Origin of the sequence: Flavobacterium defluvii, assembly GCF_900129555.1 — a bacterium.
GTDB classification, from domain to species: Bacteria; Bacteroidota; Bacteroidia; order Flavobacteriales; family Flavobacteriaceae; genus Flavobacterium; species Flavobacterium defluvii.
In genome coordinates this window covers 575,286-590,259 of record NZ_FQWC01000003.1, presented here as the reverse complement: position 1 = coordinate 590,259, position 14,974 = coordinate 575,286, and the positions used below count along the sequence as shown (strand labels likewise).

Genomic DNA, 14,974 nt, shown 5'->3' with positions numbered 1-14,974 from the left:
ACTAAATCTAATAAATTAATAATGAGAGTATTTAAATTTGGTGGTGCATCGGTAAAGGATGCCGAAGGAATTAAAAACGTATACGACGTTTTACAAAAAGTGGGATATGAAGATGTGATTTTGGTCGTTTCGGCAATGGGGAAAACCACAAATGCTCTTGAAGTTGTTATCAAAAACTATTTTGATAAATCGGCAGAGTTAAATTCATCTGTACAGGAAATAAAAAAATATCACAATCAAATATTATTAGACTTATTTGAAGATGAAAATCATGAAGTTTTTGCGGCTGTAAATGCTCAGTTTGCAGAACTTGAATATTTTTTAGCTCATAACAAATCACCAAACTATAACTTTGTTTACGATCAGGTTGTGAGTTTTGGAGAGTTGATTTCGACTAATATTTTAAGTCATTATATGAATTTCAGAGGAATTCAGACGCAATGGCTGGATGTTCGTAATTTCATCAAAACCAATGCAAACTACAGAGATGCAGAAGTTGACTGGGAAACTACGCAGCAAAATATCAGCAAAAATGTTCCTAGAAAACAATTAAACATTACACAAGGATTTTTAGGTGCTGATGAAAATAACTTTACAACAACTTTAGGTCGTGAAGGTTCTGATTATACTGCGGGAATTTTTGCTTATTGCTTAAATGCTGAAAGTGTAACAATCTGGAAAGACGTTCCGGGAGTTATGAATGCCGATCCGCGTTATTTTGAAAATGCGAGTTTATTAAACCAAATTTCTTATCGTGAAGCTATCGAATTAGCGTTTTACGGAGCAACAGTTATTCACCCAAAAACTTTACAGCCGTTACAGAAAAAAGAAATTCCGTTGTATGTAAAATCATTTGTGAATCCTTTATTAAAAGGAACTTGTGTTTCTAAAGGTGTTGATTTAGAGCCGCAATATCCATGTTTTATTGTAAAAAGAGAACAGCTTTTAATTTCGCTTTCGTCAATTGATTTCTCTTTTATTATGGAAGAAAACATCAGCGAGATTTTTGGTTTATTCCACGAATTCAAAATCAAAGTAAACTTAATTCAGAACTCTGCGATTAGTTTTTCTGTTTGTGTTGAAGATAAATTTGGAAACTTTAATGATTTAAATGCGATTCTTTCGAAAAAGTTTAAAGTAGATTACAGTGAAAATGTAACACTTTATACAATTCGCCACTTTACTGAACAAGCTGCACAAACGGTTGAAGACAATAAAGAAGTTTTGCTGAAACAAGTAAGCCGCGAAACGATGCAGATTGTTACTAAAGAATTAAATTAAAACTTTATAAAAGGTAATTATTAAAATCAGAATATTTTTGAAAAGGCTTCACTTAATTGTGAAGCCTTTTTGTTTTCTTTTTACCTGGCTCTATTATTTTCAGACTGCTCAATTTCAGTTTTTTTATAAGTAGTCTTTTTAGAATTCCCGAAACTATATGTTGCAATGAGTTTAAAATAATTTGTGGTGTAAGTTCTGTGATAATAAATTTGAGTTTGTCCTACTTCATAATTACCCGAAACCATAAACTTATGGAAGATGTCATTTGCCGTAAAATTGAGTTTTAGCGCCTCTTTAAAAAAGTTCCTTTCGATTCCCAAAGTTACAGTCGAACGGCTGTTATCACTTCCTAATCCGTAGCTTCTGTCTCCTAAATACCAGGCTAAAAGCTGAAGTTTAAAAAGTTTAGGAATAGTAAAAGTATTGTTCGAATACAAATAAAACTGCGGTTTAACCGGACTCATTTCAAATGAATAAAAATTATCAATTGATTTGGTTAAATTCATGCTGACGGTATTCGTAGAATTCCACCACTTTACATTAAAAGATCTCGAAAGTGAAGTGAAAAAAGTATGCCCTTTATCAATATTTAAAGATCTTAAAATATAACTATTTGGTGTATCTCCCTGCAAAGCTGCTCCCGAAATCGGGTCAATCTTAAAAGTGTAACCAATTTTAAAATCAAACTTTTTGTACATCGTTCCTATTTCAAAAGCATGTACTTTTTCAGGAAGCAAATTCGGATTTCCTTCGATAGTTGTAAACGGATCCTGATACACAACAAACGGATTTAAAGCCTGATACCTTGGTCTTGTTATTCTCGAAACATAGGAAAAATGCCCTTTCAAGTCTTCAGAAAAATCAAAATTCAAGAGTATATTTGGAAAAAAGTTTCCGTAGTTTTTTTCAAATTTCTGAATTCCGTTTGCATTCGTATATAAGTTATAATTCGTTGTTTCTGCCCTGAAACCAACCGAATAATTGATTTTGTCCCCCAGCATGCTTCCAAAATTAACATAAACGGCTGCAATTTTTTCATTGTATTTAAAATCACTCGAAAGATCATCACTAGGTTCAAAATTCATATCATCAGCATCGGCAATTAAAAAATTTGTTCCCGATTTTATGGTTGCGTAACTATATTTTGCGCCGAGTTCGAGTTTTGTATTTTCTTTTATTTTTTTAGAATAATCAGCCTGAGCTGCAATGATATTGATGGTATTTCCAACGTTATTTTTAAGATATCGTTTTCCATCGGCCTCATTTACAACGCTATTTTCTTTTATAAAATCATGAATAGTTCCGTTGTAATTAGAATATTGCGTTCCAATAAACAAGGATGAACCTTTAGAATCAGTTATGGCATTGTAATTCAAATTAATAAACTGATTAAGCAAAACATCATTTTTAGCAATATCGGTCGCATAAAAACTATTTCCGGAATTATTCGTGATCGAATTTCTACTTTTTACAGTTCCTCCCAAATCTTCAATATTACCACTGTAAGCAATTGAGATATAGTTTTTTTCAGAAAAAGTATACTGAAGCCCCATTCCAAAATTAGAATAATTATTAAATTCCCTCAACCAGTCAGTCGTTAAAACCGATTTCATATAAATATCAGGATTTGGTCGTGTTCTTGTAGTGTACAATAATTCACGGCCTTTGCCCAATTGCAAACCATAATTGCTTATAAAAGAGAATTTTCCTTTTGAATAATTAAAATCAAAAAGCGTATTGGTGCTCGTTCCGGCAAATTTTGAAACCGTAACATGCTGACTTGCCGAACCCATTATACCACTTTCGTTACTTTTTTTGGTCATAATATTGATTACCGCTTTTCCTTCGGCATCGTATTTTGACGACGGATTTGAAATGACTTCAATTTTAGCAATCTGCGAAACGGGAATCGCCGCAAAACGTTCGTAATTAATCAAAATTCCGTTTAGGTAAATGATCGCCTCGCCTTTTCCAAGAACGCTTATTTGTCCTTCGGCAACAACCACATTTGGCACGCGTCCTAATAATTCGTTTACAGAACTGCTCGTGGCTAGTACAGTTCCGTTTACATTAACATCGATTGTTCCGTTTGCGCCATATTTTAATAATGATGGATTGCTTTTTACCACAACTTCATTTAATTGATTATTATCTTGATCCTTGACTATAGAATCCAGAGCAGAAGCTGATAATGTTGTTTTTTCTAATAGTTTATCCTCTTCAACATAGGATTTATCTCGATTATTTTTTACAGCTTGTGCTTTTACTTCAATTGATGAAAAAATCAGGTAATAAATAGAAATAACAACAACAATAAGAAACTTCATAAAATTTAGGGATTAAGATTTGACATTTTGTAGAGACAAAAGTCAATTCTAAATCACGAAATGAGGTAACCGAAAGCGAAATCAGGAGTACGGATTTATAAATCAATACTCTGTTTTAAGACTGTAACGCCTGGATTTGGTAGTTTAAAGGCGTAGTTCCGGTATGTTTTTTAAATGCGGCGAAGAATGTAGATTTTGAATTAAAGCCAACATCGTAACCAACCGATTCTAATGTTAGTTTATCATTTGAAGTAATAATTTCGCAGGCATTATTGATTCTGAATTCGTTGACAAAAGTTGTAAAATTCTTTTTAAGATTATTATTTAAAAACTGCGATAATTGGTAACTCGGTATATTTATTTCTTCGGATAAATCTCGTAAACTCAAATTCGGATTTTTGTATAATGCCTTTTCTGTCATTATTTTTTCAAGTTTTTGAGCAACAATTACAGCTTCTTCCTCATTTAGTTTTTTGTCTTTTTGAATGTTGAAAACAAATAAATCATCCGTTCTTTTTCGGTATAAAAGAATCAAAATAATTAAATACAAAATAAAAGTAAAAGCCAGCGCTCCGGTAATACAGGATATAAACGGAAACCTGATAAGTCCTAAAAAGTAAAATAGAAATATTGAAGTATTTCCTAAAAACACCATTGCAAACCATTTTTCTGACGGACTCGAATTGTTGAAATTTTGCATTACTTTTTGAAACAAAATTCGATTTTCGAAACCTGAAAAGAAAAAGTATAAAAACCATTGAAGGAAAATAAAAGCCACAAAATAGTTATTCCATAAAACGGGATAATTTTCATACGGAAAAACAAAACCAATACTCAAAATAAGTAAACTCCAAATTGCTAAATGCAGTTTCCAGCTAACCGAATTAGTATTTTGAATTCCTGATTTTAATGAATAATATAAAAATGGACCTATTAATAAACAGGAAGAAAGACCGATTTGGAGATAAGTTTTTGGCAGATTATGAGCAAAATACACCCAAACAGTAACTGCAATTCTTATGCTTAAAGCTAATAATGAAGCTCCAAGAAAAAGATTCGTAAGGTATTTTTTTTGAGTAAAAAACAAAAAGTACAAACTCAGAATAAACCCGTTGAAAGCGCCCAAAGCACCAAAAAAGAATAATATTTCTTTACCTAAACTCATGTTTGTAAAGCCTGAAGCTGATAATTTAAAGGCGTTGTTCCTGTATGTTTTTTAAAAGCTGCAAAAAAAGTTGATTTTGAATTAAAACCCACATCATAACCTACAGATTCTAAAGTCAGCTTATCATTTGAAGTAATAATTTTGCAGGCTTCCTTTATTCTAAATTCGTTTACAAAACTGGTAAAATTCTTTCCCAGATTATTATTTAAAAACTGCGATAACTGATGACTCGAAATATTAATTTCTTTTGATAAATCCTGCAGGTTTAAATTTGGGTTTTTATACAAACTTCTTTCATTCATTATACTTTCCAGTTTTTCAGAAATAATAATTGCTTCTGCTGAATCGATTTTTCTACCTGAATTTTTCTGAGAATTCAACAGAAACAAATCGTCGGTTTTTTTTCGGTACAAAAGAATCGAAATTATAAGATATAAAATAAAGGAAAAAACAACTGCACCGCTTATATAGGTTGCTGCCGAAGCGCCCATAATGGCCAAAAAATAAAAAAGAAACAATAAAAAATTTCCAAAAAAGAGTGTTCCAAACCACATTTCTGATGGACTTGTTTTTTCTTTTGTATTAAAAATTTTCTTTAGAACCCCACGGATTGTAAAACCAGAAAACACAATGTAAACAAACCATTGAAAATAAATCGCAATTATAAAATACTTACGCCACAATTCAGGATAAGTTTCATACGGATATATCATTCCTACGCCTGAAATGAGCGCTGCCCAAAACAAAAGAATCATTTTCCATAATTTGGGCATTACATGAATTTCTTCAACTGCCGATCTTAAAAAATAATACAAACACGGGCCAATAAAAAAACAGGCAGTTAACCCTAACTGCAAATACATTTTTGGGAGTTCGGGGTGAAAATATACAAAAACAGATTTCCCAATTCGGATGCTTAAAGCAAATAAAAGTGCCCCAAGAAAATAATTCGTCAGGTATTTTTTCTTTGTAAAAAAGAAAAAATAAATTCCCAGAATAATTCCGTTGAAAGACCCCAAAGCACTAAAAAAAAATAGAAGTTCTTTGCCAGTATCCATAATTTAAGTTCGTTATATCCTGAACAAAGCTAAAAAAAAGATTGACTTATGATGAGAATTATATTTCAAAATATCTTTAATTCTCCTTTTTAAAATGATAATCTAAACTCAAAATCAATGTTTTACTAATACACAAAACGCCCAGAATTTCTTGATTATAAATACTACTTTTGATTTTTTAGAGTTAAAATGTTTATGGTGAAAAAATTACTGTTTTTTGCGGTGCTTTTTTGGTTTTCCGGGCTTCATGCGCAGGATACAGAATCGCTGTATAAAACCAAAAAAGTAATTGCGGTAAAAGACACTATTCATCTTGAAAATTTTAGCATTAACTCTAGTTTTTTTGAACTTTTGAATTCGAAAAACCAGCCAATTGATTCTAGTTTTTATAAAATTGATTTTCAAAAAGGGACGCTTCTTTTAAATGAAAAATTCACTTCGGTTTCTGATACTTTAATTGTCAATTATCTTAATTATCCCGATTTTCTAACCAAAGAATATGGCCTTTACAAAGACAGTCAGGTCGTAACAAATGATGTAGGTACTGATAAATTGTACAAAATTGATAACGGTAATGCTAAAAAAACAGCGCCATTTGATGGTTTAAATACTTCGGGAAGTATTACACGAGGCGTTACAATTGGAAATAATCAAAATACGGTTTTAAATTCTAACCTTGATTTGCAGATTACAGGTAAAATCTCCGACAAAGTTAGTCTGAGGGCTTCGCTTCAGGATAGTAACATTCCGCTTCAGGATGGCGGTTACTCTCAAAAACTAGATCAGTTTGATAATATTTTCATGGAACTTTTTACAGATGACTGGAACATTCGTGCCGGAGATGTTTTTCTGGAAAACCGGAAAACGCAGTTTTTAAGTTTCAATAAAAAAGTTCAGGGACTTTCTGCCAGTTTTGATTTTGATACAGAAAAAAGTAAAACTAATGTTTTTGCTTCGATTTCGTTTGTAAAAGGACAATATGCCAAAAGTACTTTTACGGGTCAGGAAGGCAATCAGGGACCTTATAAATTAAAAGGTCAAAATGGCGAATTGTACGTTTTGGTTATTTCCGGTTCTGAGCGTGTTTATGTAAATGGTATTTTGCTGAAACGTGGCGAAAACAACGATTATGTTATCGATTATAATGCAGGTGAAATTACTTTTACCTCGCTGTTTACCATTACTTCAGAAATGCGAATCAATATCGAATATCAATATTCTGAAAGAAATTATAACCGATTGGTTACGTACGCCGGAGCAGCAACCGAAAGTAAAAGCTGGAGTTTTGGCGGTTATTTATATTCTGAAAATGATTTAAAAAACCAGCCTTTGCAGCAAAATCTTTCTACAGCACAAGTTCAGATTCTGGCCGAAGCTGGCGACGATCAAAGTAAAATGACTGCACCTTCTGCCTATGAAGACAAATACTCTGAGAATAAAATTTTGTATAAAAAAACGGTTGTAAATTCGGTTGAAGTTTTTGAATATTCTAATAATTCTGCAGATGTTTTATATAATGTAAAATTTAGCCTTGTTGGTAATAATCTCGGAAATTATGTTATTCAAAACAGTAATTCGGTTGAAAGAATTTACGAATATGTTTCGCCAATTGGCGGAATTCCGCAGGGAAATTACGAACCTATTGTACAACTGGTTGCACCTATGAAAATTCAGGTCGCCACTTTTTTAGGAAAATACAATCCTGATGAAAAAACGCTTGTTGATTTTGAAATTGCCATGAGCAACAACGATAAAAATTTATTTTCAGGAATTGACGATTCTGATAATGAAGGCATTGCTTTTAAAACCAATATTAAAAAACGACTTTTTACCCGAAACTGGACTCTTGACGGCTTTGCCAATTATCAGTTTGTACAAAAAGATTTTAGATCGGTTGAGCGTTTGTACAATATTGAGTTTAACCGCGACTGGAATTTAAATTCGACACTTTTAGGAAATCAAAGTTTATTAGTTACGGGCGTGAATTTTGATTTATTTGCCAAAAAAGAAACTTCAAATATTGGATTGTTTACCTATCAATTTGAGAAATTAGATTTTAGCGAAAGTTATTCCGGTGCACGCCATACAACAATGGCTTTATTTAAATTGAAGAAATGGACAATTCAAAATCAGGGCAGTTTTTTAAATTCTGATGCAACAACTTCAGCTTCAAAATTCATTCGAAACCAAACCCGAACGAAATATCATTTTGGGAAAAACTGGGTTGGCGCAAGTTTACAAATTGAAGATAATCAGGAAAAAGATAAAACGACAAATCAGTTTTCGGCTTTAAGCCAAAGGTTTTCAGAATATGGTGCTTTTATCGGCCGCGGCGACAGCACAAAAGTTTTTGTTGAATTGGGTTATTTACAGCGTAGAAACGATAGTTTGCAAAATGGTCTTTTACAGCACGTAAATAATTCACAAACGTATTATTTGAAATCAAAATTGATTCAAAACAAGAAAACCGATTTGGCGGTTTATGCCAGCTACCGTAATCTTGATTTTACAGATTCTAATAAAGAAAACGAACCTTCGCTAAATTCAAGAATTTTGTATAATGACCGCTTTTTTAATCAGTTTATGCAAATTGGAACTGCGTACGAAACCAGTTCCGGAACCATTGCGCAACAAGAATTTACGTATGTCGAAGTGCCAACGGGACAAGGTGTTTATACCTGGAATGACTATAATGGAAACGGGATTCAGGAACTGGAAGAATTTGAAATTGCAGCTTTTCCCGATCAGGCAAAATATATTAGAATTTTTCTTCCCAATCAGATTTATATAAAGACAAATCAAAATAAATTTTCGCAGTCTGTTATTCTAAATCCTTTGCAATGGCAAAATGAAAAAGGAATTAAAAAACTGCTTTCGTATTTCTATAACCAGACTTCGTTTATTATGGACCGCAAAGTTCGAAATAACGGCGATCGTTTAGAACTCAATCCGTTTTATTCTTCAGATGAAAATATTTTGGGGTTGAATTCAAGTTTTAGAAATAGTTTGTTTTACAATCGCGGCAAGCAAAAACATTCTGTTACGTATTCTTATCTTATTAATAATGGCAAAAACTTGCTTTCTATAGGTTCACAAACGGTCAGGAATAGTTCGCACCAATTGCAGTATACGCATTTGTACCAAAAAAGCTGGCTGTTTAATTTTTTTACCAAAACCATAAAAACCGATTTAATTTCGGAAGATTTTGTTGAGAAAAATTATGACATAAAAGGATATCAGCTTGCGCCAAAAATCAGTTATTTGTTTTCAAAAAATACGAGTCTTGATTTCTTTTATGAATTTCAGAATAAAGAAAACCAAATTGGAAATCTGGAAACTTTAGTTCAAAACCGACTCGGAACTTCATTTTCTTTTGCGGGCGAAAAGAAAGTTACGATAAATGGAGAGTTTTCTTTTTATGAAAATAAATTCACCGGAAACGAATTCTCGTCTGTTGGTTTTCAAATGCTTGAAGGTCTTCAGGCTGGTTCTAATTTAGTTTGGAAATTACTTTTACAAAAAAACATTACTTCATTTTTAGATGTTAATTTAAACTATCAGGGTCGTAAAAGTGAGACTGGTAATACAGTGCATACCGGAAATGTTCAGCTTCGTGCTTATTTTTAATACCTTACGAAAAACATAAGAATTTTTTGTTTAATTTTAAATGAAAATTTAAACTCTAAACCATTATGAAAAAATTATTATTACTTTGTTTTATAGTAGTTCTATCTGCTAATTTCTACGCTCAGGAAACGACAAAAGACGCGAAAGCTAAAACTGAAGCGAAAGCTAAAAAAGCAAAAGCTGATGCTGACAAAGCAAAAGCCGATGCAAAAAAAGAATCTGCTAAAGCAAAAAAAGAAGCAGACAAAGCCAGTGATGCATCAGCAAAAGCCAAAAAAGAATCAGTAACTGCTGCTAAAAAATCTGCCGATAATGAAGCTGCAAAAGCCAAAAAAGAAGCTGAAAAAGCTACTGATGCTTCTGCAAAAGCAAAAAAAGCTTCAGCAAAAGCAGATGACGCAAAAGCCGATGCTAAAAAAGCAACTGCTAAAGCTGACGATGCAAAAAAAGATGCTGTTAAAGCAAAGAAATCTGCAACAAAGACTTTAAAAGAAACGAATGAAAAAGCTCCAAAAACACCAGATAAGGTTACTGGAGAATACAATGGTAAAAAAGTGTATACTGGTCCAAAAGGAGGTAAATATTACATTAACAAAAACGGAAATAAAACGTATATTCAGGATTAAGGTTCTAAGGGACTAAGGTTCTGAGATGCTAAGATTTACTAAAGCCGAACTTACGTTCGGCTTTTTATTTGGTTAGAAAAACTTAAAACCTTAGCATCTCAGAACCTCAGCACCTTAGAACCTTAAATAAGAGTTAATAATTTAGTAATATGTGCGAAATAACATAAAAAACATATTTCTCTATCTTCGTTTTTTAAAAGCGTTAAAAATTATGAGTATTGATTATTCTGCTAACAAAACTATATTAGTTGCTCCGTTAAACTGGGGGCTTGGACATGCTACTAGATGCATTCCGATAATTAAGGCGCTTCAAGAAAATAATTTTATTCCAATTATTGCTTCTGACGGTGTTGCTCTGGCTTTATTGAGAAAGGAATTTCCATACATTCAAACTCTGGAACTGCCTTCTTATCATATTGAATATGCTAAGAATGGTAAAAATTTTAAATGGAAGCTGATTAAAAATCTTCCTAAAATGATTACTGCCATTTTGGATGAGAAAAAAATGGTAAACAGCTGGATTAAAAAACATGGCATTGATGGTATTATTTCTGATAACCGACTGGGCGTTTTCAGTAAAAAAGTACCTTCGGTTTTTATGACGCATCAATTGAATGTTATGACCGGAAACACAACCTGGTTTACGAGTAAATGTCATCAGCATATTATTAAAAAATATACAGAATGCTGGGTTCCGGATTCTGATGAGAAAATAAATCTTACGGGTGAATTAGGTCATCTTAAAACTAATGAGCTTAACCTGAGATATATTGGTCCTTTGAGCAGAATGAAGAAAAAGGAAACTCCAATAGTCTATGATTTGATGATTATTTTATCGGGCCCTGAACCACAACGAACTTTTCTCGATGAAAAACTGCAAAAAGAAGCGGCAAAATTTAATGGTAAGGTTGTATTTGTACAGGGAATTGTAGATAAAACACAGGAAAAATGGCAGGCCGGAAACGTGACCTATTACAATTTCATGAACTCAAAACAATTGGAACAAACTTTTAACGAAAGTGAATTTGTACTCTGCCGTTCTGGTTATACGACTGTTATGGATTTGGCTAAACTGGGCAAAAAAGCTTTTTTTATTCCAACTCCGGGACAATATGAACAGGAATACCTTGCAGTAAAACTTCAGGAAGAAAATCTTGTACCGTATGCAATGCAAGACGACTTTACAATTGAAGATTTATCAAAAGTAAAGTCGTATAAAGGTTTGTCTCAGTTTGAAAATGATATAGACTGGGACTTATTATTTAGTGTTTTTGAAGATCATCTTTAAAAGTTAAACTGCGCTTGCAATCGCAATACATTTCCTTGCTGTCTGTTTATTGGAAGCGCGCTGTCTTCAAAAGTTCTGTCGGCGATTACATATTCGGCTGTTAATTCAAAAGCTTTAATTGGCTGCCATTCAACGCCTAATTCATAATCTCTTACGACGTAACTTCTCGCATCTTTTTCATATTTTTTTCCTCCGTCATAATATTGAAATTTGGCAAAAGGATAAATACGTTGTTTTTTAAGATCCCATTTGTAGTTTAATAAAACGTAACCTCCGTTTAAATCTGTTTCATCAACATGATTCGTTAGGGTATTATAACGAGGCCCTCTGCCTATATTATATTCTGTCTGGATTCCGAATGGTTTTGGATATAAAACAAAAGTCGCTCCTACTCTTTGATCTTTTACATATTGTGGATCATTTACGGTAACGCCATTAGAAATTTCTCCGGTAAAAGCCCATTTTCCTGTATAAGCCTGAATTCCAGGTTCGATAATCTGATTTCCAATTACGAATGGATACGTTACTCTGGCAACAACATTTAAATCTCTGTTTCCATCTAACTTATTGGCAATTTGCCCATTATAAACTCCAAAAGCAAATACTCCAAAATCTCCTGAACCTTTATATCCGTCTTTTACTAACATGGCGAAACGTTCTCTAATTTCGGCTGGAGCCCAATAGAAAAACATTCCTAAATCACGTTCATTTAATATAGAACTGTTTATAGCATCAGAACGGTCAAGAGTTAAACGCTGCGAACTTGACTGCATATTCTCGAATCCATACGGAATTTTACTCTGCCCGATACGAACCCGGTATTCTCTTTTTTTATCAAAAGAAAGATCAAAATACAAGTCACGAATCTGCACGAAGTTTTGAATTCCTGTACTTGGCGAACTTGCAAAATCCGGCTGAAAATAAAATAAAACATTTGGATGAACCTGCCCTGAAAACACTAAACGTGCACGGCGAATAAAAAGTCCGTTGTTTGCTTTTGCATCTGGAGCTGTTGAAGTTGTCCCCCAGGATTTGTCGCATTGTTCGCAGGAAACTTTGTCGTTTGTAGAGAAAAGTCCATTGTATCTAATTTGTGCATAACCTCGTAATGAGATTTTGTCATACCAATGTTCTTCAACTCCTCCTCCGGATTTAGTGTCTGGAAGTTTTGCTTTGTTGATAGAATCTAAAATTCGAAGTACTTCATTTTTTACTTCTTGTTTGTTAATGTCCTGTGCATTTACAGCACAAGTAATCAGCATTAAAACGGCTAATATTTTTCTTTTTATCATTAGTTCTGTAATTCCCTTAATTTCAGGATGCAAAGATGGAGCACCTATGTTAAGAAATCATTAACCAGATGTTACTATAATAAAAATTTAATGTTATGACCTAAAACGAAATGTTTATTTATTGTTAAACACCTTTGTTTTAGGGCTTTTAGCCAAAACGACGTTACGATTTTTTAACATCGTTTTTTTGTGCTTTGAATGCTTTTTCGAGCGTAAAAGAGAATTCTGACCCAATTCCGAACTCACTTTCTACATAAACTTTCTCTTTATGAGCTTCAATAATATGCTTTACAATCGCTAATCCTAAACCAGAACCTCCTTCAGAACGGGTTCCGCTTTTGTCAACACGATAGAAACGTTCAAAAAGTCTCGGAATGTTTTGTTTTTCAACACCTTCCCCATTATCACTTATACGAATTAAGACTTTTTTCTTGGTTAAGTTTACAACACCAACTTCGGTTAATCCGCCTTCTTTTCCGTATTTAATTGAATTCACAATAAGATTTTCTAAAACCTGCTGAATTCTGTCCTGATCTCCACGAACTACAACTGACTGAACATTTTTGCTTTCAAAGGCAAGTTTGATTTTCTTTTTATCGGCTTTCATTTCCAGTAAATCAAAAACATTCTGAATCAGTTCAACAATATCAAAATCAGTCATATTCAAATCCAAATCACCAGATTCTAATTTGGTAATCATATCAAGATCTTCTACAATATATATAAGACGTTCTACTCCTTTTTCGGCACGTTTTAAATATTTTTTCCTGATGTGTTTGTCGTCCATTGCCCCGTCTAGCAAAGTCGAAACATAACCCTGAACGGTAAATAATGGTGTTTTTAATTCATGCGAAACGTTTCCTAAAAATTCTCTTCGATATTGTTCACGAATTTCGAGCATTTCGATTTCGAGTTTTTTATCAGTTGCGAACTTTTTTACTTCACGCGAAAGCGTTTCCATATCGGTAGTTATAGGCTGATTAATTAATGTTGTCGATTCTAATAACGAAACCTCATCGTAAATTTTCTTTACTCTCCTATAAATGAATCGTTCTACGCGATATTGTAAAACCAGAAATGAGAATATGTAAATTGATATAATAAAAATTATTCCAAACGCAATTTGATGTTCTAATTGGTTTTTATAAAATAAAGACATCAGCATCAGCACAAAACCTGTCGAAAACAGACTTATATATAATGCCGATTTTATGGCAAATTTGTATGTTTTTTTAAAATTGATTTTCATTGGCAACTATTATTTTTTACCATATAAGTGATATAAGTTCATTTAAAAGTAAAACTTATTTCTATCGATAACCTAATTGTTTAAAAAAGAAATCTTTGTCAAAGTTTCAAACTTTGACAAAGATAAACTTTGATACAAAAGTATGTATACTATAATTTAAATGAACTTATATCACTTATATGGTTCATTTTTTTTTGCAGTACTTTTAGACTTCAAATTTGTAGCCTACCCCTTTTATGGTTTTAAAAAGATCTTCGCCTATTTTCTCACGCAGCTTTCGAATGTGAACATCAATTGTTCTTCCTCCTACTACAACTTCGTTACCCCAAACTTTATCAAGGATTTCATCTCTTTTAAAAACTTTTCCTGGTTTTGAAGCTAATAAATAAAATAGCTCGAATTCTTTTCTTGGTAAAGCAATTTCTACATTGCCTTTTATGATTTTATATTCTTCGCGGTTAATCTCTATTCCGCCAACGTTTATAGTATCTGTAACGACTTCTTGTTCTTTTAACCTTCTTAACAAAGCCTTTACTTTCGACACTAATAATTTTGGTTTAATTGGCTTTGTAATATAGTCATCAGCACCTGCGTCAAAACCAGCAACTTGCGAATAATCTTCGCTTCTTGCTGTTAAAAATGTTATGATAACATTATTTAACTCAGGAATTTTTCTGATGTGCTCGCAAGCTTCCATTCCGTCCATCTCTGCCATCATCACGTCCATGATAATTAATTCCGGCAATTCTTTCTGAGCTTTTGCTATAGCATCTTTTCCATTAGAAGCTGTAACAATCTGGTAGCCTTCCTGAGCAAGGTTATAGCCAACGATTTCTAAGATATCCGGCTCGTCGTCAACTAATAAAATCTTAGTTTGTGTTTTTTTCATAAATAGCAAAAATTGAGATTTTTACATCAAATATTCTTAATTATTTATCCGATGTTTTTTATTTCACAGGGTAAATATACTAACAAATGAACGGTTAAAAATTAGTGTTAACGGTAATTTAATCTGGTAACAATTTGATAATCTTAACAACACAAAAACATAACAAGTGCAT

10 protein-coding genes are annotated in these 14,974 nt (G+C 32.7%); 4 read left to right on the top strand and 6 right to left on the bottom strand.

The window, feature by feature from the left end; translation table 11 throughout:
* The first annotated feature begins 21 nt into the window (after window positions 1-21).
* Window positions 22-1,281, top strand: a complete 1,260-nt coding sequence (locus tag BUC29_RS10100) for an aspartate kinase (protein WP_073415849.1) — start codon at window positions 22-24, stop codon at window positions 1,279-1,281.
* An 80-nt stretch (window positions 1,282-1,361) separates the two neighbouring features.
* On the opposite strand, the gene BUC29_RS10095 is transcribed toward BUC29_RS10100, so the two are convergent.
* The 3 genes from BUC29_RS10095 to BUC29_RS10085 form a co-directional block, all read right to left on the bottom strand.
* Window positions 1,362-3,608, bottom strand: coding sequence for an outer membrane beta-barrel family protein (locus tag BUC29_RS10095; RefSeq protein WP_073415847.1), 2,247 nt, complete (start codon window positions 3,606-3,608; stop codon window positions 1,362-1,364).
* Window positions 3,609-3,723: 115 nt separating this feature from the next.
* On the bottom strand, window positions 3,724-4,773 hold the full coding sequence (locus BUC29_RS10090) for a helix-turn-helix domain-containing protein (protein ID WP_073415845.1): 1,050 nt from the start codon (window positions 4,771-4,773) through the stop codon (window positions 3,724-3,726).
* Window positions 4,770-5,831: a helix-turn-helix domain-containing protein gene (locus BUC29_RS10085; protein ID WP_073415843.1), complete on the bottom strand. Its 1,062-nt coding sequence runs from the start codon at window positions 5,829-5,831 to the stop codon at window positions 4,770-4,772. The genes BUC29_RS10090 and BUC29_RS10085 overlap by 4 nt, the downstream gene beginning before the upstream one ends.
* A 195-nt stretch (window positions 5,832-6,026) precedes the next feature.
* Here BUC29_RS10085 and BUC29_RS10080 point away from each other — a divergent pair, with 195 nt between their 5' ends.
* The 3 genes from BUC29_RS10080 (at window position 6,027) to BUC29_RS10070 (ending at window position 11,372) form a co-directional block, all read left to right on the top strand.
* Window positions 6,027-9,458, top strand: coding sequence for a hypothetical protein (locus BUC29_RS10080; RefSeq protein ID WP_073415841.1), 3,432 nt, complete (start codon window positions 6,027-6,029; stop codon window positions 9,456-9,458).
* Window positions 9,459-9,523: 65 nt separating this feature from the next.
* Window positions 9,524-10,084 carry a hypothetical protein gene (locus BUC29_RS10075; RefSeq protein WP_073415839.1) on the top strand — a complete coding sequence of 187 codons (561 nt, stop codon included), beginning with the start codon at window positions 9,524-9,526 and terminating at the stop codon, window positions 10,082-10,084.
* A gap of 211 nt (window positions 10,085-10,295) precedes the next feature.
* Window positions 10,296-11,372 carry a glycosyltransferase gene (locus tag BUC29_RS10070; protein WP_073415836.1) on the top strand — a complete coding sequence of 359 codons (1,077 nt, stop codon included), beginning with the start codon at window positions 10,296-10,298 and terminating at the stop codon, window positions 11,370-11,372.
* Here BUC29_RS10070 and BUC29_RS10065 read toward each other — a convergent pair.
* The 3 genes from BUC29_RS10065 to BUC29_RS10055 form a co-directional block, all read right to left on the bottom strand.
* Window positions 11,369-12,664: a porin gene (locus BUC29_RS10065; protein WP_073415834.1), complete on the bottom strand. Its 1,296-nt coding sequence runs from the start codon at window positions 12,662-12,664 to the stop codon at window positions 11,369-11,371. The genes BUC29_RS10070 and BUC29_RS10065 overlap by 4 nt on opposite strands.
* 163 nt (window positions 12,665-12,827) lie before the next feature.
* Entirely contained in the window at window positions 12,828-13,913 is a 1,086-nt protein-coding gene (locus tag BUC29_RS10060) for a sensor histidine kinase (protein ID WP_073415832.1), read from the bottom strand.
* A gap of 205 nt (window positions 13,914-14,118) precedes the next feature.
* Window positions 14,119-14,802 carry a response regulator transcription factor gene (locus tag BUC29_RS10055; protein ID WP_012022635.1) on the bottom strand — a complete coding sequence of 228 codons (684 nt, stop codon included), beginning with the start codon at window positions 14,800-14,802 and terminating at the stop codon, window positions 14,119-14,121.
* Window positions 14,803-14,974 lie beyond the last annotated feature (172 nt).

Coding starts and splice junctions, on each gene's coding strand:
- BUC29_RS10100 (WP_073415849.1), top strand. CDS start 22: ATGAGAGTATTTAAATTTGGTGGTGCATCGGTAAAGGATGCCGAAGGA.
- BUC29_RS10095 (WP_073415847.1), bottom strand. CDS start 3,608: ATGAAGTTTCTTATTGTTGTTGTTATTTCTATTTATTACCTGATTTTT.
- BUC29_RS10090 (WP_073415845.1), bottom strand. CDS start 4,773: ATGAGTTTAGGTAAAGAAATATTATTCTTTTTTGGTGCTTTGGGCGCT.
- BUC29_RS10085 (WP_073415843.1), bottom strand. CDS start 5,831: ATGGATACTGGCAAAGAACTTCTATTTTTTTTTAGTGCTTTGGGGTCT.
- BUC29_RS10080 (WP_073415841.1), top strand. CDS start 6,027: ATGGTGAAAAAATTACTGTTTTTTGCGGTGCTTTTTTGGTTTTCCGGG.
- BUC29_RS10075 (WP_073415839.1), top strand. CDS start 9,524: ATGAAAAAATTATTATTACTTTGTTTTATAGTAGTTCTATCTGCTAAT.
- BUC29_RS10070 (WP_073415836.1), top strand. CDS start 10,296: ATGAGTATTGATTATTCTGCTAACAAAACTATATTAGTTGCTCCGTTA.
- BUC29_RS10065 (WP_073415834.1), bottom strand. CDS start 12,664: ATGATAAAAAGAAAAATATTAGCCGTTTTAATGCTGATTACTTGTGCT.
- BUC29_RS10060 (WP_073415832.1), bottom strand. CDS start 13,913: ATGAAAATCAATTTTAAAAAAACATACAAATTTGCCATAAAATCGGCA.
- BUC29_RS10055 (WP_012022635.1), bottom strand. CDS start 14,802: ATGAAAAAAACACAAACTAAGATTTTATTAGTTGACGACGAGCCGGAT.